Here is a 23,315-nt window from a genome sequence, read left to right on the forward strand (position 1 = left end):
TCCGGCGCGCGGCCCTGGAGCGGCCCGTGGACGTCCATGGCGGCCCCGTGGGCACCGGTGGCGTTTCCACAGGTGCGCCCGGTGGCACCGGTCGGCGAGAATCTGGCCATGACGATGCCGCCACCGCCCCCGCCGCGTAGATCCGTCTCGACCCTGGTGATCGTGCTGGTGGTCGCGTGCTCCCTGCTGATCTGCGCCGGGCTGACCGCCGGCGGGTTCGCGCTCTACTTCGTGCTCGGGTCGGGGTCCTCGACGTCGACCGCCTCCGAGCCCACGCCCTCCGCTGTGCCCACGGCGACGGGCGGCGGCTCGACCGGGGGCTGCGTCTGGGCCCCGGCTGACTCCGACAACTCGCCCCGCAAGGTGACCACCCCCACGACCGTCGAGCGCCGGAAGATGACGGCCACGATCGTCACGAACCTCGGCACGATCACCATGGACCTGTACGGGGACAAGGCCCCCTGCTCCGTGGCCTCCCTGCGCAGCCTCGCCGGCCAGGGCTACTTCGACAACACCGCGTGCCACCGCGTCACCACGGCCGCCGACGGGCTCGTGATACTCCAGTGCGGGGACCCGTCGGGGGCGGGCACGGGCGGGCCGGGGTACCAGTTCGCGGAGGAGAACCTGCCGACCGGCCAGGCGAAGCCGTACCCGCGGGGCACGGTGGCCATGGCGAGGACCGCGACGCCGGGTACCAATGGCAGCCAGTTCTTCATCGTGGGCGCCGACGCGGACCTGGCGCCGGACTACTCGGTGATCGGCACCGTGACCGGCGGGATGGAGTTCGTCGACCAGGTGATCGCGGGCGGCCACGGCACCGAGGACGAGAAGCCCAAGGTGCCGGTGACCCTGACCAGGGTGACCGTCAGCTAGTCAGGCCCTGCTCGCGCGCCCAGTCGTGCAGGGCCGCCACGGCGTCGTCGTGCTCCAGGGGGCCGCGCTCCAGGCGCAGCTCCTTGAGGAACCGCCAGGCCTGCCCGACCAGCGGCCCCGGCGGCAGCCCGAGCAGCTCCATGATCGCGTTGCCGTCGAGGTCGGGCCGCACCCGGGCCAGGTCCTCGGCGGCGGCGATCCGGTCGATCCGCTCCTCCAGCATGTCGTACGTGCTGGACAGGGCGGCGGCCTTGCGCTTGTTCCGGGTCGTGCAGTCCGAGCGGACGAGTTTGTGCAGTTGGGGGAGCAGTTCGCCGGCGTCGGTGACGTAGCGGCGCACCGCCGAGTCGGTCCACTCGCCCCGGCCGTAGCCGTAGAACCGCAGGTGCAGGAAGACGAGCTGGTTGACGGCGTTGATGACGTCCTTCGGGTACTTCATCGCCTTCAGCCGCGCCCGGGTCATCCGCGCGCCCACGACCTCGTGGTGGTGGAACGACACCCGGCCGTCGCCCTCGATGGCCTTCGTGTCGGGCTTGCCGATGTCGTGCAGGAGGGCGGCGAGCCGGAGCACGAGGTCCGCACCGTCGTCCTCCAGCGCCACGGCGTTGCTGACCACGGTCAGGGTGTGCTCGTAGACGTCCTTGTGCTGGGCGTGCTCGTCGATGGACATCCGCAGGTCGGGCAGCTCCGGCAGGAACCGCTCGGCCAGCCCGCTGTCCACCAGCAGCCGGAGCCCGGTGATCGGGTCCGCGCCGCACAGCAGCTTGTTGAACTCGTCGCGGATCCGCTCGGCGGTGATCCGGTCCAGGTCGGCGGCCATGTCCGTCATCGCCTGGCGCACCTCGGGGGCCACCTCGAACTCCAGCTGCGCGGCGAACCGGGCGGCCCGCAGCATCCGGAGCGGGTCGTCGCCGAACGAGTCCTGGGGCGCGCCGGGGGTGCGGATCACCCTGCGGGCCAGGTCGCCGAGCCCGTCGAACAGGTCGGTGAACGCGTGCCCGGGCAGCGAGACGGCCATCGCGTTGATGGTGAAGTCGCGGCGGACCAGGTCGTCGGCGAGCGAGGTGCCGTACTGCACGACCGGGTTGCGGGACAGCCCGTCGTACGCTTCGGCCCGGTATGTGGTGATCTCGACGCGGAAGCCGTGTTTGGTGGCCCCGATCGTGCCGAACTCCCGGCCGGTCTCCCAGATCGCCTCGGCCCAGTTCTTCAACAGGTCGAGGGTCTGCTCGGGATGCGCGTCCGTGGCGAAGTCCAGGTCGTCGCCGAGCCTGCCCAGCAGGGCGTCGCGGACGGAGCCTCCGACGAGGTGCAGCTCGTGCCCGGCGGCCGCGAAACGCTTCCCCAACTCGTCGGCGACGGGGGAGATGCGCAACAGCTCGGCGACGCCCCGCTGCTGGGCGGCCGTCAACGCTCGGTGATCGTTCTCAGACATGGTTGATCCAGGGTAGTCGGCGCGGTTCGCCGTGTTCCGGGCGGCTACTGTCAGCCGTATGAGGCAGCCGGACCCAGACGCGACCGTGATGCTCCCGATCGTGCCCGAGGCCGACCCGGACGCCACCCGGTTGCTGTCGGCGATACCGGCGGAAAACCCTCAGGGGGGTACCGGGCCGGAACCGGCCACTGCGGGCCGGGCGGGCGCGGCCGGGGTTCCCGCCGCCCCCGAGAAGAGCATCGGCCGCAGCAGCGCCGGCATGGCCCTGGGCAGCCTGGTCAGCCGCGCCACCGGCTTCCTGCGCACCCTCCTGATCACCGCCGCCCTCGGCCGGCTGGTCGGCGACGCGTACACGAACGCGACCCTGTTCCCGGGCATGGTCTACGAGCTGCTGCTCGGCGGCGTGCTGTCCAGCGTGCTGGTGCCCCTGCTGGTCCGGGCCCGGGACTCCGACGACGACCGGGGCGAGAAGTACACCCAGAGGCTGTTGACCGCGGCGGTGCTGTTCCTCGGCGTGGCGACGGTGCTGGCCGTGGCCGCCGCCCCGCTGCTCGCCCGGATCGTGTCGAACGAGGGCCAGCTGGGCCTGACCACCACCTGGGCGTACATGGTGCTGCCCACGATCTTCTTCTACGGCCTGGCCGCCCTGTTCGCCGCCGTGCTGAACACCCGGGGCCACTTCGCCGCCCCGATGTGGGCCCCGATCCTGAACAACCTGGTGCTGTGCGGCTCGGCCGGCATGGTGCTGCTGCTGGCCTCGGGCAAGCCCACCCTGGAGGACACCCCGACGAGCACGGTCTGGATCATCGGCCTCGGTACCGCGTCGGGCATCGTCCTGCAGGCGCTCTCCCTGATCCCCGCGCTGCGCAAGGTCGGGTTCCGCTGGGGCTGGCGGTTCGACTTCCGCGCCCTGTGGCTCCGGGAGATCGCCCGGCTCGGCGGCTGGATGATCGCCTACGTCGCGGTCAGCCAGGTCGCGGTCTTCGCCATCGCGTGGCTCGCGGGCCGGGCGGCGGCCGACAACCAGCCCGGCATCCTGATCTACAACAACGTGTACCTGCTGATGATGATGGCGCACGGCATCGTCGCGGTCTCGATCCTCACGGCGCTGATGCCCCGGCTGAGCGCGGCGGCGGCGGCCGGCCGGTACCACGAGGTCGTCGACTACCTGGCCAAGGGCACCCGGCTGGTCGTCGTGCTCCTCGCGCCGATCTCCGTGATCTACATGGTGCTCAACGTGCCGATCGGCGTCACGCTGTTCGACTTCGGCAACTTCGAGACGGCCGACGCGGTGTCGACCGGCTTCGTGACGGCGGCGGCGGCGTTCGCGCTGATCCCGTTCGCGGTGAGCCAGTTGCAGACGTTCGCGTTCTACGCGCTGCCCGACACCCGGACCCCGGCGCTGATCAACATCCCGGTGGTCGCGGTCCGGATCGGCGTCGACTTCGCCTGGTACGGGCTGTTCGCGCTCAGTTCGCTGGCGGCCGGGCTGATGTTCGGCAACGCGGTGTCGTTCCTGGCGGCCGTCGGGCTGTCCGGTTGGCTGCTGCGCCGCCGGCTGGGCCCGCTGGGGATGCGCTCGATCATGGTGACGGTCGGGAAGGTCGCCGGGGCGGCGCTGGTGGCCACGGCCGCCGGGTACGCGGTGCTGCTGCCGTTCGACCCCGAGACCGGCGGCAAGGGGTACAACGCGCTGGTCCTGGTGCTCGGCTCGGCCGTGATCGGGCTGGTCTACCTGGGCGTCGCGCACCTGTTGCGGATCACCGAGGTGACCGAGGCGATCGGGATGGTCAAGCGCAAGCTCGGCCGCTGACCGCCCCTGCCGCGCGGCCCCGGCCCCGCCCGGGGCTCCCCGGGCCGCCGGACGGTCACATCATTGGCCGGGAGGGGCTACGCCCCCAGGCAGTCGTCGGAGCTCGTGGGGTCCCAGGTATCCCCGTCACCGGGTCCGTATGTGTTCATATCCCCTCCAACGAGTCAGCGCCGTTTGCGTGCCGTACCAAAAATGGATCGGGTGATCTCCCTGCCGATCGTGGTGGCCGCCGAGCGCAGGAAACTCTTCACGGCGCTGGACTCCATCACCTGCTGGACCATGCCGGGCTCCTCCTTCGGGGCGCGGGCCTGCTTCGGCGCGGGCGCGGCCGGCGCGGGGGCCTCGGGTGCGGGCGCGGCGGCCACCTTCGCCATCAGGATCTCGTACGCGGACTCCCGATCCACCATTTCCGCATATTTTGGGTACAGCGGGGAGGCCTTCACGGCCGCCTCCAGCACCTCGGCCGGCGCGGGGGCCATCAGCGACTGGGGCGCCCGGAGCTTCGTCCACGCCACGGGGGTCGGCGCGCCCTTGTCGGACAGCACGGTCACGATGGCCTCGCCGGTCCCGAGCGACGTGAGCACCTGGGCCAGGTCGTAGTCGGAGTGCGGGTACGTCGACACGGTCGCCTTGAGCGCCTTGGCGTCCTCCGGCGTGTACGCCCGCAGCGCGTGCTGCACCCGGTTGCCGAGCTGCGCCAGCACGTCCCCGGGCACGTCCTTCGGGGTCTGGGTGACGAAGAAGATGCCGACGCCCTTGGACCGGATCAGCCGCACGGTCTGCGTGATCGACTCCTGGAACGCCTTGGACGCGTCCTTGAACAGCAGGTGCGCCTCGTCGAAGAAGAACACCAGCTTGGGCTTGTCCAGGTCGCCGACCTCGGGCAGGTCGTTGAACAGGTCCGCGAGCAGCCACATCAGGAAGGTCGAGAACAGCGCGGGCTGGGCGACCACCCCGGGCAGTTCCATGATCGAGACGAGGCCCCGGCCGTCGGGCGCGGTCCGGAGCAGGTCGGTGGTCAGGAACTCGGGCTCGCCGAAGAACTGGTCGGCACCCTTGTCCGCGAAGCCGATCAGCTCGCGGAGCAGGACGCCGGCCGTCTGCTTGGACAGCCCGCCGAGGTCCTTGAGCGCGTCGGCGCCCTCCTCGCTGGTCAGGTGCTGGATGACGGCGCGCAGGTCCTTGAGGTCGAGCAGCGGCAGGCCGTTCTTGTCCGCGAAGTGGAAGATCAAATTCAGCGAGGATTCCTGTACGTCGGTCAGCCCGAGCACCTTCGACAACAGGGTCGGCCCGAACGAGGTGATGGTCGCCCGGACCGGGATCCCGGTGCCCTTGCCGCCGAGCGCGTAGAACTCGCACGGGAACGCGGTCGGCTGCCAGGTCTGGCCGATCTCGGTGGCGCGCGCGACGAGTTTCTCGTTCGACTCGCCCGGCACGGCCATGCCGGAGACGTCGCCCTTGATGTCGGCGAGGAACACCGGCACCCCGGCCGTGGACAGCTGTTCGGCCATGACCTGCAAGGTCTTCGTCTTACCGGTACCGGTCGCGCCGGCCACCAGCCCGTGCCTGTTCAGGACGGCCAACGGGATCCGGACCTGCGCTGTCGGCACCCCGACTCCGTCCACCACGAGCGCGCCAAGGTCGAGGGTGGGCGAATTGAACGTGTATCCGGCCGTGACCTTGTCCACCAACTCCGAAGTCATGGCATAAATCGTAGTTCTTTGTCCGCAATGTCATGAGCGTTAGGCCACATAGACGGTGATCTCCAGGAACAGTGCACGACACGGGTAAGGTCTCTTGGGGGCGTACGCCTAGGCTGTCCCTACGGCCAAAAGCGGAAGGAGCACGGGGTGACCAAGGTCGACGAGGGTCACGAGAGCTCGTCCAGCGACAGCACGGGTGCGCTCACGGTGGATCCAGAGACGACCGAGTCTCAGCCCGTTCCGAAGGAGCACAGCGAGGTCGGCGAGGTGCTGGCCGACCGCTACCGCCTCGAGGAGCACATCAACGACGATCCCGCCGGCCGTCAGGTCTGGCGCGGCACCGACGTCATCCTCCGCCGCCCCGTCGCGATGGTGCTCCGGCACCCGGGTGGCGACGCCGCCCTGGAGATGCTCCAGGCCGCCGTGACGGCGAGCCGGGTCGTGCACCCCAACCTGGCCGGCGTCTACGACGCGGTCGACGAGGGCGACCGGGCGTACGTGGTCCGCGAGTGGGTCGAGGGCCAGTCCCTCCGCCAGATCCTGCTGGAATCCCCCCTGGAGCCCCGCCGGGCCGCCCTGGTCACGCACGCCATCGCCGACGCCTGCGCCGCCGTGCACGAGACCGGCGTGGCGCACGGCAACGTGCACCCGGGCACCGTGCTGATCGGCGACGAGGGCCGCGTGGTGCTCGCCGACGCCCGGGTCACCGACGCCACCTCCCAGGAGGCGGACGTCCGCGCGATCGGCGCCGTGCTCTACTCGGCGCTGACCGGCCACTGGCCGCACGAGATCGAGGGCTCCAAGGCCCTCCCGAACGCGCTGCGGGTCGACGGCGGCAAGATCGCCTCCCCGCGCCAGATCCGGGCCGGCGTGCCGGCGGACCTCGACGAGCTCTGCATGCTGCTCCTGCACCCGGAGGGCGAGTCGCCGACCGCCGCCGAGGTGGCCGCCGACCTGAGCCGGTTCGGCCCGGCCCCGCTGGACTCGCTGCTCGGCCCCGACACCCCCGTCCGGCTGCCCCGGGCGACGCCCGCCGCGATGCACACGCGCCGGATGCGGATCCGGTGGGCGCTGGCCGTCGCCGGGTTCGTGATCGTGGCCCTCACCGCCTCCCTGGTCGCGGTCACCTGGCCGTCGGGTGACAAGGCCACGGACCAGACCGCGCCGGGTACGTCGTCGCCCCGCCCCGGGCCGAGTACGGCGCCGAGCCCGTTGGTGCTCACCGCCGGCCAGGTGCGGATCGTCGCGCCGGCCGGTGACCGCGACGACGAGCTGACCGGGGCGGACCGGGCGCTCGACGGGAAGCTGGACACGGGCTGGCAGACCCAGCAGTACTGGGACCACCCCGAGTTCGGCCGGATCAAGCCCGGGATGGGGCTGCTGATCAACCTGGGGAAGTCGTACAACGTCAGCTCCGTCGAGGTGCAGTTCGACCGGCCGGGCGCGACCGTCGAGCTCAAGGCGGGCACCGAGGACCCGGGCAACAACAGCCAGGGCGACGGCAAGATCCTCTCGTCGTACACGACGGTGGAGGGTCCGGTCGACAACATCAGCAACCGGAAGCTGTTCACCGGCAAGGACGGCGTGCAGTACCTCCTGGTGTGGATCACCAAGCTCCCGCCCGTCAGCGAGGGCAGGTATCAGGTCGGAATTCAGGAGGTCACGGTCCGGGTCCAGTGACCCCGGGATGCCGTGTGGATCGGTAGTGTGACGCCGTGCGGGACGATGCGGAGCTTCTGAGCGCCCACGCCGCCGGTGACCGGGGCGCTTTCGAGGAGCTGATCCGCCGGCACCAGAGCCGGCTGTGGGCTGTCGCGCTGCGTACCCTCGGCGACCGCGAGGAGGCCGCCGACGCGCTCCAGGACGCCCTGCTGTCGGCGCACCGGAGCGCCGCCCGGTTCCGGGGCGAGTCCGCCGTCACCACCTGGCTGCACCGGATCGTCGTCAACGCCTGCCTGGACCGGGTCCGCCGCCGCCAGGCCCGCCCCACGGTCCCGCTGCCCGAGTCGGGCCCCGACGAGCCGGCCACGGACACCGACCGCGACACGCCGATGCTGGTCCGTGACGCGCTGGCCGAACTGCCCCCCGACCAGCGGGCCGCCCTGGTCCTGGTCGAGGTCCAGGGCTACCCCGTGGCCGAGGCCGCCCGGATCCTGGGCGTCGCCGAGGGCACGATCAAGAGCCGGTGTGCCCGGGGTCGCGCCCGGCTGGCTGTGCTTCTCGGCCATCTGCGGAACCCATCGCTCCTGGATGACGTCTCATGAACATGTACGACGCACTGGCCGACTACCTCGGCGGCGCCCTGGAGGGCACCCCGGAGGAGCAGGTCGTCGCGGCCCGGATCGCCTCGGACCCCGCCTGGCGCGCCGCGTACGAGGAGCTTCTCGTCGCCGATGTGGCCGTCAGGTCAGATCTGTCCGCTTTCGCCGCCGAGCCGGTGGCGCTGCCCGCGGACGTGGCCGCCCGGATCTCCACGGCGTTGGCGCGCGAGCTGGGCCCGTCCTGGGCCGGCACCGCGTGGACCGACGAGGGCACGTCCGCCCCCGTCATCCCTCCGGCGGCCCGCAGGCGCTCCCGGTGGACCCTGGCCGGCGGCGCGTTCGCCGTGGCCGCGCTCGCCCTCGGCGGGGTGGGCATCCTCCTCAACGCCACGGGCCCCACCACCTACAACGCGACCACCGACAAGGCCGCCGACGCGCCGAAGGCCGAGCAGCGCGCGGCGGGCTCGGGCCAGCCGTCGGGCCCCGCCCCGGTCGCCGCCTCCCCGGAGGCCACGCAGTCCAACTACGGCCCGCCCGACACCGGCGTGGAGACCCTGGCCAGCGGCCGCAACTACAGTGCGGCCCAGGTCAAGGGCTTCCTGGTCCCGGGGGCCGACGCCCAGGCCACCGCGCAGCACCCGCCGAGGAAGCTCGACCCGCTGCGCCAGCGGCCCCTGTTCGACGCGTGCATGAAGGCGGTGAAGGACCTGCACGGCGGCCGGCCGACCCGCGCGGACTACGCCCGGTACGAGGGCTCCCCCGCCCTGGTGATCACTCTCGACGGCGGAAACGCGGTGACGGTCATCGTCGGCCCGAACTGCGGGACCAGCGGCGCGGACGAGATCTACCCGACACCGTCCCGTTAGCGGGAATCCCCCTCCGTACGATGGCGTTGCGCCGACTGGACGCCGATCGAGGAGACTTTCCGTGGACGTACGCAAGCTGATCATCGTCGGTTCCGGCCCGGCCGGCTACACCGCCGCCGTGTACGCGAGCCGCGCCAGCCTGAGCCCGCTGGTCATCGAGGGCGCGCAGTCCGGCGGTGCGCTGATGACGACGACCGAGGTGGAGAACTTCCCGGGCTTCCCCGAGGGCATCATGGGCCCGGAGCTCATGGAGGACATGCGCAAGCAGGCCGAGCGGTTCGGCGCGGAGTTCGTGACGGACGACGCGACCCGGGTCGACCTGTCGGGCGACATCAAGAAGGTCTGGATCGGCGACACCGAGTACCAGGCGCACGCCGTGATCCTGGCGACCGGTTCGGCGTGGCGGCACCTGGGCGTCGAGGGCGAGGACCGGCTCCTCGGCCACGGCGTGTCGAGCTGTGCCACCTGTGACGGCTTCTTCTTCCGGGGCCAGCACATCGTGGTCGTGGGCGGCGGCGACACCGCGATGGAGGAGGCGACCTTCCTGACGAAGTTCGCCGACACCGTGACGATCGTGCACCGCCGCAACGAGTTCCGGGCCAGCAAGGTCATGGTCGAGCGAGCGCTTTCGAACCCGAAGATCAAGGTCGAGTGGAACAGCGTCGTCACCGAGATCCTCGGCGAGGACAAGGTCAGCGGCGTCGTGCTGAGCGACACGGTCACCGGCGAGGAGCGCAAGCTCGACGTCACGGGCCTGTTCGTCGCGATCGGCCACGACCCGCGCAACGAGCTGTTCGTCGGCCAGGTGGACCTGGACGACGAGGGCTACGTGAAGGTCGACGCCCCGAGTACCCGTACCAATCTCACCGGGGTCTTCGCGGCAGGTGACCTGGTGGACCACACGTACCGCCAGGCCATCACCGCCGCGGGCACCGGTTGCGCCGCCGCGCTCGACGCCGAGCGGTTCCTCGCACACGTGACAGGAGAGTAGATACACATGAAGGCTGTGACCGACGCGAGTTTCGTCGCCGATGTCCTGGAGTCCGAGACGCCGGTGCTGGTGGACTTCTGGGCGGAGTGGTGCGCGCCCTGCAAGAAGGTCAGCCCCGTTCTGGCCGAGCTGTCCGAGGAGTTCGGTGACAAGCTCACGATCGTCAAGGTCGACGGTGACGCCAACCCGGGCGTGATGCGCGACTACAAGGTCATGTCGCTGCCGACGCTGACCATCTTCAAGGGTGGCAAGCCGGTGCAGTCGATGATCGGCGCGCACCCGAAGAGCAAGATCAAGACGTTCATCGAGGAAGCGATCTAGTTTTCGCACTTTCTGGCGGGGAACCTCGAACTCCGGGGGTTCCCCGCCAGAATTGTGTGTATAGGACCACAGCAGGCGGGTACAGACAGTGGGACGTGGGTGGGCTGCGTATTTTGTCTGGATCAACAGCCGCTAGCCTCGTGACAGCGGTCGAACTAGGCTGCGGACACCGCGACAGGAGGAGAACGCGTGCGCTCATTCCGGCGAGGAGCCACCGGCCCGGCCGTCGTGGAGATCCGTGCGACGCTGCACAAGCTCGGGGTGCTCGACACCCCCGACGGCGAGGAGTTCGACGCCGCCACCGAGCTGGCCGTCAGGACCTTCCAGCAGTCCCGGGGCCTGAGTGCCGACGGCGCGGTGGGCGACGAGACGTGGCGCGCGCTGGTCGCGGCCCGCTGGCAGCTCGGCGACCGCCTGCTCTACCAGACCCTGCCCGACCCGCTGGTCGGCGACGACGTGCGCCAGTTGCAGGAGCGGCTGCTGGAGATGGGCTACGACCCGTCCCGCCCCGACGGCATCTTCGGCCCGGCGACGGCCCGCGCCCTGGCCCAGTTCCAGCGCGAGGTCGGCCTGGTGCCGGACGGCTCGTTCGGGCCCTCGACGATGGCCGCGCTCCGGAGGCTGGGCCGCAAGGTCGTCGGCGGCCGGCCGCAGTTCCTCCGCGAGTCGGCGAACCTGTTCCACTCCGGCCCGGTGCTCGCCGGTAAGCGGATCATCATCGACCCGGGGCACGGCGGCGCGGACCCGGGCGTGGCCGGCGGCGGGTACACCGAGTCGGAGCTGATGTTCGACCTGGCCAGCCGCCTGGAGGGCCGGCTCGCGGCCGCCGGGGTGGCCGTGCACCTGACCCGGGGCCCCGACAACGGCTTCAGCGACGCCGAGCGGGCCGCCCTGGCCAACGACCTCGGCGGCGACCTGCTGATCTCCCTGCACTCCGACGGGCACCACAATCCGCTGGCCGGCGGCGTGGCGACGTACCACTACGGCGGCGACAACGCCGTGACCTCGACGGCGGGGGAGCGGTTCGCCGGGCTCGTGCAGCGCGAGATCGTGGTGCGGACCGGGATGATCGACTGCCGGGTGCACGCGAAGACCTGGGAGCTGCTGCGCCGCAGCCGGATGCCCGCCGTGCGGGTCGAGGTGGGCTACCTGACCTCGCCGACCGACCGGGCCCGGCTCGCGGATCCGGCGTTCCGGGACACCGTGGTCGACGCGCTGCTCGCCGCGGTGCAGCGGATGTTCTTCTCCGTCGAGACCGACGTGCCGACCGGGACGTTCGACGTGTCCAGCCTGCGGGCGATGCTGGCCGGTCGATGATCGTCCTGCTGCCACCCAGCGAAACCAAGAATCCGACGGGTACGGGGGAGCCGCTCGCCCTCACCGCCCTGTCGTTCCCGGAGCTGAACGCCGTCCGCCAGCGCCTCGTGACCGTCCTGACCGGACTGTCCCCGGAGGAGGGCCGCGCCGCCCTGGGCCTGAGCGAGAAGCAGGACCAGGAACTCAAGCACAACGGGGTACTGCGCGAGGCCGCCACCCTGGCCGCCCTCGACCGCTACACGGGCGTGCTGTTCGACGCCCTCGACGCGGGCACCCTCGCCCCGGCGGCGCGGGCCCGGCTGCGGATCGGCTCGGCGCTGTTCGGGCTGCTGGGCCCGGAGGACGCCATCCCGGCGTACCGGTTGTCGGGCGGCTCGCGGCTCCCCGGCGTCGGCGGCCTACCGGCCCTGTGGAAGCCCGTGCTCGGCCCGGTGCTCCGGGGGCTGGACGGATTGGTGATCGACCTGCGTTCGGGCGCGTACGGGGCCCTGGCGCCCCTGCCCGGGGCCGTGGCGGTCCGGGTGGTCACCGCCGAGGGCAAGGTCGTCTCGCACTTCAACAAGGCCACCAAGGGGCTACTGGCCCGCGCGCTGGCCGGTCAGCCCGTCGAGAGCGTGGACGAACTGGTCGACGTGGCCCTGGCCGCGGGGCTGTCCGCGACGGCCACCGGGCGTTCCACTGTGGAGATCGTGCACGCGTGACCTACCGCACCGGTCGGCGGGCGGGCTCCGGTCGTACCCGTCAAGGGATCTAGGGTTTTGTCATGCCCCTGAGACTCTTCCGGTTCGCCGCACTCGCCGAGGCCTGCTCGTGGATCGGGCTGCTCGTCGGGATGTTCTTCAAGTACGTCGTCGTCCACAACGAGATCGGCGTGAAGGTGTTCGGGCCGATCCACGGCGCGCTGTTCGTGCTGTACGGGGTGTCCGTGCTGCTGTGTGCGCGGAACTACCGGTGGGACTCGAAGACGGTGCTGCTGGGGCTGTTCGCGGCGATTCCGCCGTTGGCCACGTTGTGGTTCGAGCGCAGGGTGGGGCGTCGGGACCTCGTCTCCGACTGACGCCCACGACTCGGGCGGGGTCCCGGCCCGTGACGCCGGGGCCGCCCGCCTGAAGGGCCTCAGCGGCGCGGTGCCGCCTCGGACCTGAACTGGGACGGCCGCAGCGCCTGCTCCGGGCTCATCGTGCCCAGCAGCTTCTCCAGCGCGTACTCCACGTCGCTCTTCCAGCCCAGCGCGGTGCGCAGCTCCAGCCGCAGCCTCGGGTACCTCGGATGCGGACGAACAGTCTTGAACCCGACGGACAGGAAGAAGTCCACCGGCGCGACGCACTCCGGCTGCTCCCACTTCGCGTCCCCGAACGCCTCGATCGCCTTCACGCCCCGCTTCGTCAGCTCCCGGGCCACACCCTGCACCAGCATCCGCCCCAGACCGGCGCCCGCGAACGACGGCACCACGTGCGCGGTCGTCAGCAGCACGGCGTCGGGGGAGACCGGACTCGTCGGGAAGGCCGTCGAACGCGGGACGTACGCCGGGGGCGCGTACATCACGTAGCCGGCGGGCAGGCCGTCCACGTACGCGAGCTTGCCGCACGAGCCCCACTCCAGCAGGGTCTGCGAGACCCAGGACTCCTTCGCCAGGTCGGCGGTGCCGTTCGCGCACGAGCGTTCACCCGCGATCGGGTCCAGCTCCCAGTGCACACAAGAACGACATTTCCTCGGCAGCTCCTCGAGCGTGTCCAAGGTCAAACTGACCAGACGGCGCGACACGTGCACCCCCAAAAACCTCGACGGGCCCACATCTGCACAGGTCAGCGAACCTAGCGTAATGCCCAGGGGTACAAGTCTAAGGTGCCTCTCCTCCGAACAGCCGAGAGTTGACACGTTTCGGCCCGGTAGAATCAGACGATCCGTGCGCCCCGCGCTGGGTCACCGTCGCCCCAGCCGTGGTGCCCTCCTGCGCGAACGGTTCGGAGGACCCTCAGTGACCGGCACGACGCTTGACGACTACACCGATAGGTACGCCCAGCGGGTCAAAGGCATGACCGCCTCCGAGATCCGGGCTCTCTTCGCAGTCGCAAGTCGGCCGGAGGTGGTCAGCCTCGCCGGCGGATCGCCATTCGTCTCCGCACTCCCGCTCGACGCCGTGGGGGAGATGCTCGGCGAGCTGATCGCCCGCAACGGCGCCTCCGCCCTCCAGTACTGCATCGGCCAGGGTGACCCCGCGCTGCGCGAGGTCATCTGCGAGATCATGGCGCTCGAGGGCATCGACGCGCGGTGCGGAGCGTCGCCCGACGACGTCGTGGTCACCACGGGAGCCCAGCAGGCCCTCGACCTCGTCGCCCGGGTGTTCCTCGACCCGGGCGACGTCGTACTCGCCGAAGGCCCGTCGTACGTCGGAGCGCTCGGGGTGTTCCAGGCGGCCCAGGCGGACGTGGTGCACGTACCCATGGATGATCTTGGTCTGATCCCTGCCGCCCTTTCCGCGGCCCTGGAGGACATGGCCAAGGCCGGGCGGCGGGTCAAGTTCCTCTACACCGTGCCGACCTACCACAACCCCGGCGGCGTCACCCTGCCCAACGAGCGCCGCGACGAGATCATCGAGATCTGCGCGCGCGCCGGGCTGCTCATCCTGGAGGACAACCCCTACGGCCTGCTCGGCTTCGACACCGAGCCGCTGCCGGCGCTGCGGTCCCGGGTCCGCGAGGGCATCATCTACCTCGGCACCTTCTCCAAGACCTTCGCCTCCGGGGTCCGGGTCGGCTGGATCCTCGCCCCGCACGCCGTCCGCGACAAGCTCGTCATGGCCTCCGAGGCGCAGATCCTCTGCCCCAGCATGCTGTCCCAGTCGGCGGTCACCACCTACTTCACGACCATGCCGTGGCAGGAACAACTCAAGAAATTCCAGGGGGTGTACGCGGAACGCCGCGACGCCGTCCTGTCCGCCCTCGACGACTTCATGCCCGCCGGCACCCAGTGGACCAAGCCCGCCGGCGGCTTCTACGTCTGGCTGACCCTGCCGGAAGGGTTGGACTCCAAGGCGATGGTGCCCCGGGCCATCAACAACCGCGTCGCGTACGTGCCCGGCACCGGGTTCTACGCCGACGGCACCGGCCGCCAGAACCTCCGCCTGTCGTACTGCTTCCCGCCCCCCGAGCGGATCCGCGAAGGAGTCCGCCGACTGGCCACCACCATCGAGGAAGAGCAGGCCCTGCGCGCGACCTTCGGAGTAGCGTCATGACCATGAGCTTCGCCCACGTTCTCGTCCTCGCCGGAGGACTGTCCTACGAGCGCGACGTCTCGCTGCGCTCCGGTCGCCGGGTCCTCGACGCTCTCCGTCTCGCCGGCCTCGACGCCGAACAGCGCGACGCCGACGTCACCCTGCTGCCGCTCCTCACCAGCACCCCGCCCGACGCGGTGCTCATCTCCCTGCACGGCGCGACAGGGGAGGACGGCGCACTCCGCGGCGTCCTCGAACTGACCGGCGTGCCCTACGTCGGCCCCGACGCCCGCGCCGCCCGGCTCGCCTGGGACAAGCCCACGGCCAAGGCGGTCCTCCGGGACAACCACCTGCCCACCCCGGACTGGATCACCCTCCCCCAGGAGACCTTCTCCGAACTCGGGGCCGGGGCGCTCATGACCGAGATCATCGAACGGCTCGGGCTGCCCCTGATGGTCAAGCCCACCCAGGGCGGGTCGGGCCTCGGCGCGCACGTCGTCCGGGAGGCTTCCGAACTGCCCGCCGCGATGGTCGGCTGCTTCGCGTACGGCGGCACCGCCCTCATCGAACGCTTCGTCACCGGTACCGACATCGCGGTCACCGTCCTCGACCTCGGGGACGGCCCCGTCGCCCTCCCCGCCGTCGAGATCGTCCCCGCCAACGGGGTGTACGACTACACGGCCCGCTACACCGCCGGCGTCACCACCTGGCACGCGCCGGCCCGACTGTCCGAGGAGGTCACCGCGAAGGTGGCCGAGATCGCCGTCGCGACGTACAAGGCGCTCGGGTTGCGGGACCTGTCCCGGGTGGACCTGATCGTCGACGCGGGCGGCGACGCGCACATCCTGGAGGCGAACGTGTCCCCGGGGCTGACCGAGACGTCGCTGGTGCCGATGGCCATCGAGGCGGCGGGGTTGGACTTCGGCGAGGTGCTGGGGAAGCTCGTCCAGGTGGCGATCGACCGTAAGTCCTGAGTCCACTGGGTGGTACTGAGCCCGGTTCCTCTGGGGAGGGACCGGGCTCCTTCGTGTCCGAGGGGGCGAGCTCGGGGTCGGGTGGGTGGCCGAGGGCGCGGCCGGGGCCGGGGCCGGGGCCCGGCTCGGGCGGGTGGCTGGGATCGCGGCCGGGGCCGGGCTCGGGCGGGTGATCTGGCGCGGGTGGGGTGGCGGCGGGCGCTGCTGCTCCCGGGTGGGAGCGGCAAGATCTACTCTGCCGGACGCGGCAACCCTTTGATCCGAGGGCGACGTCTAGCCCAGTGTCCGACGCTGAACCCCTCTCCCCGGAGCGACCACGTGCCATCCATCGCCGACGAGTTCGACAGTTTCGTGCGAACACGAACCCCGGCACTCCTCCGCTCGGCGTACCTGCTCACCGGCGATCAGCACCTCGCCGAGGACCTCGTCCAGAGCGCCCTGGCCCGGACCCACCGGTCCTGGAAGCGGCTGCACGAGGTGGGCAACGCCGAGGCGTACACCCGCAAGGTCATGTACCACCTCCAGGTCAGCTGGTGGCGCAAGCGCCGGGTCGCCGAGTCGATGCCCGGCGACCTGCCCGACCGGGGCGGGGTCGACACCACCACGGCCACGACACTCAAGATCACCCTCCAGCAGGCGCTGCTCAAGCTCACGGACAAGCAGCGTGCCGTCCTCGTCCTGCGCTTCTTCGAGGACCACACCGAGGCCGAGACCGCCGAACTCCTCGGCGTCGCCCTCGGCACCGTCAAGTCACAGACCGCCAAGGCCCTCGCCCGGCTCCGGACGGTCGCCCCCGAGCTCGCCCTCGCCAACGGAGACGTCCGATGAACGACGACCTGCACGCCCGCCTCACCGCCCTCGCCGAAGACGTCACCCCGGTCGACCTGCACAGCCGGGTACTCGCCACCTCCCGCAAGCTCGCCTGGCAGCGGAGCGCCCTCGCCGGCAGCGTCGCCCTGACCATCGTCGGCGTGATCGCCGGCTCCGCGCTGGCCCTGACCCCGACCCTCCGGGCGGTCACCCCCGCCGACAGCCCGAGCCCGGCGGCAACGCTGCCGACGCCCACCCCCACGCCGGCCGCCGCCCTGTCGACGAGCCCCGGCCCGACCGGCACCGCGATCGACCTCGCGAACTCCACCCTGGACATCCCGGCCTGGCCGGGCGACAACTCCGCGCCCTGCCAGGGCACGAAGACCCTGACCGACGGGGTGGCCCCCGGCGCGACCAGCGGCCCCACCCGGCACATCGCCCTGGGCAAGGTCGTCACCGGCGACGTCAACCACGACGGCAAGCTGGACACCGTCGCGGTGATCCTGTGCCGCACCGGGCAGAACCCCCTGTCACAGCTCGTCGCGTTCGAGGCCGGCCCGTCCGGCGGGGTGCGCACCATCGGGCGGATCGTCGGCCCGGCGCCGCACCGGACGACGTCCGAACTCGCCACGATCTTCGACGTGAAGGTCACCGACGAGGGCGACATCCAGGCCGAGGTCGGAGACTTCACCGGCCTCCTGGACCAGCACTCGGCGCAGTACTCCCAGCACCAGTTCCGGACCTACCGCTGGGACGGCCAGAAGTTCGCCCAGCACGCCGGCCCGACCAGCTTCGCCAAGAACCCGAATTTCTCCCAGCTGATCATCACGACCACCGACCTCCAGTTCGGACCCCTGACCGGCGGACAGCGGACCGGCACCCTGAAGGTCACCGTGCACAACGACGGGGCAGGGCCGGCCTGGGGCACCAAGCTGGCCATCTGGGCCCCGGGCTTCGTGCTCCGAACCGGGCCGGGCTGGGACACGTGCACACCCATCCCCAGCGGGGAGTACCGGGTCGGCGCGGAGTGCGTCATCGGCAAGCTCCAGCCGGGGGAGACCCGGACCTTCACCTACGGATTCAGCACCGGCAGCGCGAATGTGGATCCGGCGGGGGCCGAGACCTATGTCGTCGGGAGGGCGCGCGACGGGGAGGACTCGGAAGGGGCGCGGCCGGGAAGTAGCTCAGAAGCGAAGTTCAACGTCACGGCCAGCTAGTGGTACCGCCCGGGCAGCTGCCGGGCCGACCAGTCCAGACAACTCCTCCCGTGTGCACCGCCGGTCCGGCCTTCTGGTCGGGCCGGCGGTTCAGCACGGTCGACCTTTCCCGGAGGAACCGCCGGGCCCTGGTGCGCCGACGCCCCTGCGGCCGACGATTCCGCAGGCTCCTCGCGGAGTCTCGGGACTAGCACTGGCGCACCAGCCAGCGCAGGCGGGGGATCGCGAAGGCCATGTGCAGAACGTTCAGCGCGACGAGGACCCAGCCGACCAGCGGCGCGCCCGCGAGCACGAAGGCCATCGAGCCGCCGAACAGGACGAGCAGTTCAATCAAGAGCCGCACGATTCCGGGTACCGACACCGGTGCGTTCCCACTCCGACTCGGATCCCCGGGTACCGCGAACACGCCCCACAACGTCGCCCCGACCAGTGGCCCGACGATCGCGAGCACCAGGGCGAGAGTGCCGTCAGCGAGGTGCCAGCCCGCCCAACCGAACCCGACGAGGGCGGCGAGTTCCAGGCACAGCCGGAGCGCCAGGTTCCACGCGGGAGTCGACGCGCCACCAGCCGAAGAGTTGACCATCCGCCGGACAGTAGCCGACGTACCCGCCCACCGGATCACCTGGAATCCCGAAGCCGCCCGCGCTCACGCGATCGAGGTCGGTGTTTCACGTGAAACATGGACGGCACCGGGGGCCAGCCCCGACTCGGACACTCGCTCGGGTGGCCCAGTTCGAATAGCTAGGCGCGGATAGCTCGACCCGCCACCCCGGCGCGATGTTTCACGTGAAACAGGGTTCGTCCTCGCCCGCAGCGTGGGGGAGTCCGACTCAAAAGTGGTGGGCCACTCGGGGCACCCCGCGCCGGGCACCGACCTAACAGATGCCGCGCAGCCGGACCGTCGCCGCTCCATCTGGCCCAGCGCGCAAGGCAGACACTTCACTCCGGTCTCCGGTCTCCGGTCTCCGGTCTCCGGGAGCACGCCACGCGTGGAGTCGGGGCACCGATGTTTCACGTGAAACACGCGCCCCGCGAGGTCGATGTTTCACGTGAAACAACGACGGTCCATCCTTCCGAGGGCACCCGACTGGGGCTGATCGCCCTCCCGGCTCCCGGCTCCCGGCTCCCGGCTCCCGGCTCCCGGCTCCCGGCTCCCGGCTCCCGGCTCCCGGCTCCCGGCTCCAAAGTGAGCATGTTCATCGGGGGTTGCGTGGGCAAGTCCCGGGTGGCCGCAGTTCACCCAGTCACGACAGCGGCCCGTGCCAGTTGACGCCGGGCTGACTGGCGGCGGGATCGCGTGGCTCCTGGCGTCCCGTTGCCATCCACGCCGGGGATCGGCTGGCTCCGGAGGCTGTGGGTCACTGCCGATCGTGGCTTCCGTCCGGGCAAAGAAAGGAGCCATGTTTCACGTGAAACATGGCTCCTTCAAACAGGACACTCAACAGCGGACCTCTACTCCGAGGCACCCCAGTCAATCGGCGGCGGCGCCATCACGGCCCGCCCGCCATGCTCGGCAAGGTACGCCGCGACGAACGCCAGGTTCTCCAACCACGGCCGTTCCGCGACCGGAGGAAGTACGTCATCCCAGAGCGAGAGGAACGTCCCCCGCAGTTGGAGTTGCCCGTACGGACGGGCCAGGAACCAGAGGTGCAGGTGCGCGGAGCCGTCGCCCCACCGGTTCACGTGTACGCGGGCGACCCCGTCGAGGCAGCGGATGGCCCGTTCGAGGCGGACGGTGAGGACGCCCATCTCGGTGGCCAGGAGGTTGGGCAGATCGCCGAGGTCGAGGTGCGACCGGGTTTCGAGCATCAGCACCATGGGCAGGCCGGTCGGCCCGAGCGCCCGGAGTCGCCAGCGCTCGTCGACCCAGATGTAGTCCTCGTCGGTACGTTTGCATGCGGTGCAGGTGCTGGGATCCTCGCCTTCCCGATCGGGCTCAAGCTCGACCGGTGGATCGAGGGCGCGAATCTTGAACTCGCCCTCGAAGGGAAACGTCGGCCAGGAAACGAAGTCCGGAAGTTCTCTGTCGTGGGGCACAGCTGGGGTGTCGTCGGCCACAATCGGACCCTATCCGAGTCGCGCCAGGATGGACACACCGCAGGTGCGACGAACAGTATCGTCACCGTGACGTCAGTCCCGAGGGTTAGGGGATAGGGCAAAAATAGGCCCTAGTTTGATAGTAATTGTCATATCTCTGTGGACGCTCAACGATTCAGCGATATCTGTCGATTCCACAGGGGATTCTCGCGAATTTCGGAGTGCGATCGTCCCGCCGATCCACCGGACCCGAACCAGGGGAGTGCCGGACCCAGACCGATGACGATCCGAATCGACCCGAAGCGACGCGAGCTCGACCCGAGGACGCCCCGAAGTCGGACCGGCAACGACCCGGAACCACGCCGACGCACCCAGAGAAAGAACCGGCGACGAACCGCCGGCTCCCTCACCCGAGACCGACAACGCACCACAGCCGACACGAACCAGCCGGCGCCGACCCTGTCGCCGAGCCAACCCGAGGGCGTCCCGGAACCCGAGCAGCGACACTCGGGCCCAACCGAAGCCCAACCCGGAACCACGCCGGCAACACCTCGGCGGCAACCCAGCGACTTCCCGACCAACTCGAAAGCGACCCAGCCACCCGCCCCGGTCCTACTCGCTAACGACCCGCCGCCTGGTGCCCGGCGCCGGGCGTCGGGCACCAGGCGGCGGGAGGGGGAGGGGGAGGCGGGTGCCAGGGCGGCGGGTGCCAGGGCGGCGGGAGCCGGGCAGCGGGCGGCGAGCGGCCTTGCGGCGTCCCCAGGCTGACTCGACGATGACTGGCCCACTCCCCAGGGAACTCGACCAGCCCTGCGGATCTGCCCACAACCGCTTCACTCCGGCCCGCTCCGAACCGAGCCGAAGTGCCGAACCGAGCCGAGCCGAGCCGATCGAAGCGGTGCCAAGTCGAGCCAAGCGGTGCCCAGCCGATCCATGCCCAGCGGTGCCGTGCCGAAAGCAAGCCCCACACCGGCACCGGCACCGGCATGGAAAAGCCCCGGACACCAGAAGGCGCCCGGGGCTCAGTACCCAAAGAATGTTTTCTATTCTTCCGGGCGGTCCAGCCCGATCACTCCGACGATCCGCTCCAGATCATCCACGGTCGCGAACTCGATCGTGATCTTGCCCTTGCGCTTGCCCAGGTCCACCCGCACCTTGGTGTCGAACCGGTCGCACAGCTTCTCCGCCAACTCGCCCAACGCGGGCGCGTGCGCCTTGGGCCGCCGCGCCGCGGGAGCCTTCCGGGTCTCCGGCGCGCCGAGCGACACCAGCTCCTCGGTCACCCGCACCGACAGCCCCTCGGCCACGATCCGGAGCGCGAGCGCCTCCTGGGCCTCGGCACTGTCCAGGGACAGCAGGGCCCGGGCGTGCCCGGCAGAGAGCACCCCGGCCGCGACCCGGCGCTGCACCCCGGCCGGCAGGTTCAGGAGCCGGATGGTGTTGGTGATCTGGGGCCGGCTGCGGCCGATCCGCCGGGATAGCTCCTCGTGCGTGGCCCCGAACTCCTCCAGCAGCTGCTGGTAGGCGGCGCCCTCTTCCAGCGGGTTCAGGTTCGCCCGGTGGATGTTCTCCAGGAGCGCGTCGCGGAGCATCGCGTCGTCGGCGGTCTCCCGGATGATGGCCGGGATCGCGGTGAGCCCGATCGCCTGGGCCGACCGCCACCGGCGCTCACCCATGATCAGCTCGTACTTACCCGGGGCCGTCTCCCGCACCACGATCGGCTGCAGGAACCCGACCTCGCGGATGGACGCCTTCAGTTCCTCGAGCGCGTCCTCGTCGAAGACCTGCCGGGGCTGCTTGGTGTTGGGCACGATCGAGTCGATCGGCAGCTCGCGGAAGCGGGCACCGGGCACGGGCGCGAGGTCGTCCCCGACCGGCGCCTCGACACGCGAGGCCGGCACCGAATCCGAGTCAATGACCGGGGCCGGGGCCTCAACGGCCGGAGCCGGGGCCGGAGAAGCCGCCTCAGCCACCGGAACCGACGCCGGCACAGCCTGAGCCGGCACCGACGCCACCGGGGCCACGGGAGCCGCTGGGGCCTCCGGAGCGACCTCCGGGGCTGCGGGCCCCGACGGGATCAGCGCGCCGAGTCCACGGCCGAGACCGCCCCGTCGGTTGGTCTTCATGCGCCGCCTCCGAGTTTCGCGCCGCGCTGCGCGATCTCCTGCGCCGCTTCGAAGTAGCTGGTGGCTCCGCGGGAGCCCGGGTCGTACGTCATCACCGACTGACCATAGCTGGGAGCCTCCGAAACCCGGACATTCCGGGGGATGACAGCCTGGAGCACCTTGTCGGTGAAGTAGCTGCGGACCTCCTGCTCGACCTGGTCGGCCAGCCGGGTGCGGCGGTCGTACATGGTCAGCAGGATGGTGGAGACCTCGATCTTCGGGTTCAGGTGCGCCTGGACCAAGTCGATGTTGCGGATGAGCTGGCCGAGGCCCTCCAGCGCGTAGTACTCACACTGGATCGGGATCATGACCTCCTCGGCCGCCACGAGCGCGTTGACCGTGAGCAGGCCGAGCGACGGCGGGCAGTCGATCAGGACATAGTCCAACTCTTCCGGGTACGCCTCGATGGCCCGCTTCAGCCGCGACTCCCGGGCGACGACGCTGACCAGCTCGATCTCCGCGCCGGCCAGGTCGATCGTCGCGGGGGCGCAGACCAGGTTCGGGATGCCCTCGACCCGCGCGACCACCTCGTGCAACGGCACGTTGTCGATCAGCGACTCGTAGATGCTCGGCACGCCGGCGTGGTGGTCGACGCCGAGCCCGGTGGACGCGTTGCCCTGCGGGTCCAGGTCGATGACCAGCACCCGGTTGCCGTGCAGGGCGAGTGACACGGCGATGTTCACCGTGGTGGTGGTCTTACCCACCCCGCCCTTCTGGTTCGCGACAGCCATGATGCGCCGCCGGGTCGGGCGGGGGAGTTGAGCCCCACCACCAGGGTTGAGTACCTGGACGGCCCGCTTCGCCTCCTGGGCGAGCGGAAGATCTTCATCTATGTCGGCGGCACGCGTTTCACGTGAAACATCACCGAGCCGAGGGTGTGGGATGTCGCTCGTTTCACGTGAAACATCGCCGTAGCTGTCGTCCTGCACCGTGTCCACTCCGCTGGATTCGGCACCCTGAGCCGCCGTCGACTCCGAATCTCCGGCGTGTCCGGGGGAGTCCGCGCCGACCGGTGCCGGCACTGCGTCTCCGCCCGATCGGGGGGCGCCCGGCAAGCCTACGGGGGTGGAGCCCCTGTCGTCATCAGCGCCCTCGGCGGAATCCGTCTCAACCGAAGAAACGAGCTCCAATATGGGTACTTTGTCGGGGTCGGGGCGCGGCCCGAACACCCCGGGCACCTGGGGTCGTGGAACCGACACCTCAGGCCTCGCCACGCCTCGCGTCATCCGCCCCGTACGCACCTGAACGTCATCAGTCGTCGCGTTCTCGATCGACTGGCTCAGCCTGCCCGTGACCGCACTGCGCAGCCACCCCAACG

General features: G+C 70.7%; 21 protein-coding genes. 14 read left to right on the plus strand and 7 right to left on the minus strand.

What is annotated here, in order from left to right; genetic code table 11:
* Positions 1–108 precede the first annotated feature (108 nt).
* Positions 109–873 carry a peptidylprolyl isomerase gene (locus AB0M43_RS29840; RefSeq protein ID WP_363729110.1) on the plus strand — a complete coding sequence of 255 codons (765 nt, stop codon included), beginning with the start codon at positions 109–111 and terminating at the stop codon, positions 871–873.
* On the opposite strand, the gene AB0M43_RS29845 is transcribed toward AB0M43_RS29840, so the two are convergent.
* Positions 866–2,308 (minus strand): CCA tRNA nucleotidyltransferase, encoded by a 1,443-nt coding sequence (locus AB0M43_RS29845; protein ID WP_363729111.1) that lies wholly within the window; start codon positions 2,306–2,308, stop codon positions 866–868. The two genes, AB0M43_RS29840 and AB0M43_RS29845, sit on opposite strands and share 8 nt — an antisense overlap.
* A gap of 58 nt (positions 2,309–2,366) precedes the next feature.
* Here AB0M43_RS29845 and murJ point away from each other — a divergent pair, with 58 nt between their 5' ends.
* Positions 2,367–4,121 (plus strand): murein biosynthesis integral membrane protein MurJ, encoded by a 1,755-nt coding sequence (gene murJ, locus AB0M43_RS29850; protein WP_363729112.1) that lies wholly within the window; start codon positions 2,367–2,369, stop codon positions 4,119–4,121.
* Between the two features lie 164 nt (positions 4,122–4,285).
* Here murJ and AB0M43_RS29855 read toward each other — a convergent pair whose 3' ends face one another.
* On the minus strand, positions 4,286–5,824 hold the full coding sequence (locus tag AB0M43_RS29855) for a helicase HerA-like domain-containing protein (protein WP_363729113.1): 1,539 nt from the start codon (positions 5,822–5,824) through the stop codon (positions 4,286–4,288).
* A 147-nt stretch (positions 5,825–5,971) separates the two neighbouring features.
* Between AB0M43_RS29855 and AB0M43_RS29860 the strand changes: the two genes are divergently transcribed.
* The 8 genes from AB0M43_RS29860 (at position 5,972) to AB0M43_RS29895 (ending at position 12,637) form a co-directional block, all read left to right on the plus strand.
* Positions 5,972–7,504: a protein kinase gene (locus AB0M43_RS29860; protein ID WP_363729114.1), complete on the plus strand. Its 1,533-nt coding sequence runs from the start codon at positions 5,972–5,974 to the stop codon at positions 7,502–7,504.
* A 35-nt stretch (positions 7,505–7,539) separates the two neighbouring features.
* Positions 7,540–8,088, plus strand: a complete 549-nt coding sequence (sigM, locus tag AB0M43_RS29865; RefSeq protein WP_363729115.1) for an RNA polymerase sigma factor SigM — start codon at positions 7,540–7,542, stop codon at positions 8,086–8,088.
* Positions 8,085–8,951, plus strand: coding sequence for a hypothetical protein (locus AB0M43_RS29870; protein ID WP_363729116.1), 867 nt, complete (start codon positions 8,085–8,087; stop codon positions 8,949–8,951). The genes sigM and AB0M43_RS29870 overlap by 4 nt, the downstream gene beginning before the upstream one ends.
* Positions 8,952–9,012: 61 nt before the next feature.
* Positions 9,013–9,942 (plus strand): thioredoxin-disulfide reductase, encoded by a 930-nt coding sequence (gene trxB / locus AB0M43_RS29875; protein WP_363729117.1) that lies wholly within the window; start codon positions 9,013–9,015, stop codon positions 9,940–9,942.
* Positions 9,943–9,948: 6 nt separating this feature from the next.
* The gene (trxA, locus tag AB0M43_RS29880; protein ID WP_363729118.1) at positions 9,949–10,263 is read left to right on the plus strand and encodes a thioredoxin; all 315 of its coding nucleotides are present in this window, start codon (positions 9,949–9,951) and stop codon (positions 10,261–10,263) included.
* 189 nt (positions 10,264–10,452) lie between these two features.
* Entirely contained in the window at positions 10,453–11,580 is a 1,128-nt protein-coding gene (locus AB0M43_RS29885) for an N-acetylmuramoyl-L-alanine amidase (protein WP_363729119.1), read from the plus strand.
* Complete coding sequence (locus AB0M43_RS29890) at positions 11,577–12,281, plus strand: peroxide stress protein YaaA (protein ID WP_363729120.1); 705 nt, start codon at positions 11,577–11,579, stop codon at positions 12,279–12,281. Before AB0M43_RS29885 ends, AB0M43_RS29890 begins: the two co-directional genes overlap by 4 nt.
* Positions 12,282–12,343: 62 nt before the next feature.
* On the plus strand, positions 12,344–12,637 hold the full coding sequence (locus AB0M43_RS29895) for a DUF3817 domain-containing protein (protein WP_363729121.1): 294 nt from the start codon (positions 12,344–12,346) through the stop codon (positions 12,635–12,637).
* A 59-nt stretch (positions 12,638–12,696) separates the two neighbouring features.
* On the opposite strand, the gene AB0M43_RS29900 is transcribed toward AB0M43_RS29895, so the two are convergent.
* Positions 12,697–13,344: a GNAT family N-acetyltransferase gene (locus AB0M43_RS29900; protein ID WP_363729310.1), complete on the minus strand. Its 648-nt coding sequence runs from the start codon at positions 13,342–13,344 to the stop codon at positions 12,697–12,699.
* A 214-nt stretch (positions 13,345–13,558) separates the two neighbouring features.
* On the opposite strand from AB0M43_RS29900, the gene AB0M43_RS29905 reads away from it, so the two are divergent.
* From AB0M43_RS29905 to AB0M43_RS29920, 4 genes are all read left to right on the plus strand, one after another.
* The gene (locus AB0M43_RS29905; RefSeq protein ID WP_363729122.1) at positions 13,559–14,815 is read left to right on the plus strand and encodes a PLP-dependent aminotransferase family protein; all 1,257 of its coding nucleotides are present in this window, start codon (positions 13,559–13,561) and stop codon (positions 14,813–14,815) included.
* A 2-nt stretch (positions 14,816–14,817) separates the two neighbouring features.
* On the plus strand, positions 14,818–15,768 hold the full coding sequence (locus tag AB0M43_RS29910) for a D-alanine--D-alanine ligase (RefSeq protein WP_363729123.1): 951 nt from the start codon (positions 14,818–14,820) through the stop codon (positions 15,766–15,768).
* A 318-nt stretch (positions 15,769–16,086) separates the two neighbouring features.
* Positions 16,087–16,596, plus strand: a complete 510-nt coding sequence (locus tag AB0M43_RS29915; protein ID WP_363729124.1) for a SigE family RNA polymerase sigma factor — start codon at positions 16,087–16,089, stop codon at positions 16,594–16,596.
* Complete coding sequence (locus AB0M43_RS29920; protein WP_363729125.1) at positions 16,593–17,795, plus strand: hypothetical protein; 1,203 nt, start codon at positions 16,593–16,595, stop codon at positions 17,793–17,795. Before AB0M43_RS29915 ends, AB0M43_RS29920 begins: the two co-directional genes overlap by 4 nt.
* Before the next feature lie 187 nt (positions 17,796–17,982).
* Here the strand turns inward: AB0M43_RS29920 and AB0M43_RS29925 are convergent, their stop codons facing one another.
* From AB0M43_RS29925 to AB0M43_RS29940, 4 genes are all read right to left on the minus strand, one after another.
* Entirely contained in the window at positions 17,983–18,378 is a 396-nt protein-coding gene (locus tag AB0M43_RS29925; protein ID WP_363729126.1) for a YrdB family protein, read from the minus strand.
* An 869-nt stretch (positions 18,379–19,247) separates the two neighbouring features.
* A complete protein-coding gene (locus AB0M43_RS29930) occupies positions 19,248–19,853 on the minus strand; it encodes a hypothetical protein (RefSeq protein ID WP_363729127.1) in 606 nt (201 codons plus the stop codon).
* A 1,022-nt stretch (positions 19,854–20,875) separates the two neighbouring features.
* Positions 20,876–21,958 (minus strand): ParB/RepB/Spo0J family partition protein, encoded by a 1,083-nt coding sequence (locus tag AB0M43_RS29935; protein WP_363729128.1) that lies wholly within the window; start codon positions 21,956–21,958, stop codon positions 20,876–20,878.
* On the minus strand, positions 21,955–22,935 hold the full coding sequence (locus AB0M43_RS29940) for a ParA family protein (protein WP_363729129.1): 981 nt from the start codon (positions 22,933–22,935) through the stop codon (positions 21,955–21,957). The genes AB0M43_RS29935 and AB0M43_RS29940 overlap by 4 nt, the downstream gene beginning before the upstream one ends.
* Positions 22,936–23,315: the final 380 nt, after the last annotated feature.

Origin of the sequence: Longispora sp. NPDC051575 (genome assembly GCF_040681875.1) — a bacterium.
Classification (GTDB): domain Bacteria; phylum Actinomycetota; class Actinomycetes; order Mycobacteriales; family Micromonosporaceae; genus Longispora.

Coding starts and splice junctions, on each gene's coding strand:
- AB0M43_RS29855 (WP_363729113.1), bottom strand. CDS start 5,824: ATGACTTCGGAGTTGGTGGACAAGGTCACGGCCGGATACACGTTCAAT.
- murJ (WP_363729112.1), top strand. CDS start 2,367: ATGAGGCAGCCGGACCCAGACGCGACCGTGATGCTCCCGATCGTGCCC.
- trxA (WP_363729118.1), top strand. CDS start 9,949: ATGAAGGCTGTGACCGACGCGAGTTTCGTCGCCGATGTCCTGGAGTCC.
- AB0M43_RS29910 (WP_363729123.1), top strand. CDS start 14,818: ATGAGCTTCGCCCACGTTCTCGTCCTCGCCGGAGGACTGTCCTACGAG.
- AB0M43_RS29920 (WP_363729125.1), top strand. CDS start 16,593: ATGAACGACGACCTGCACGCCCGCCTCACCGCCCTCGCCGAAGACGTC.
- AB0M43_RS29890 (WP_363729120.1), top strand. CDS start 11,577: ATGATCGTCCTGCTGCCACCCAGCGAAACCAAGAATCCGACGGGTACG.
- AB0M43_RS29845 (WP_363729111.1), bottom strand. CDS start 2,308: ATGTCTGAGAACGATCACCGAGCGTTGACGGCCGCCCAGCAGCGGGGC.
- AB0M43_RS29840 (WP_363729110.1), top strand. CDS start 109: ATGACGATGCCGCCACCGCCCCCGCCGCGTAGATCCGTCTCGACCCTG.
- AB0M43_RS29895 (WP_363729121.1), top strand. CDS start 12,344: ATGCCCCTGAGACTCTTCCGGTTCGCCGCACTCGCCGAGGCCTGCTCG.
- AB0M43_RS29925 (WP_363729126.1), bottom strand. CDS start 18,378: ATGGTCAACTCTTCGGCTGGTGGCGCGTCGACTCCCGCGTGGAACCTG.
- AB0M43_RS29870 (WP_363729116.1), top strand. CDS start 8,085: ATGAACATGTACGACGCACTGGCCGACTACCTCGGCGGCGCCCTGGAG.
- AB0M43_RS29935 (WP_363729128.1), bottom strand. CDS start 21,958: ATGAAGACCAACCGACGGGGCGGTCTCGGCCGTGGACTCGGCGCGCTG.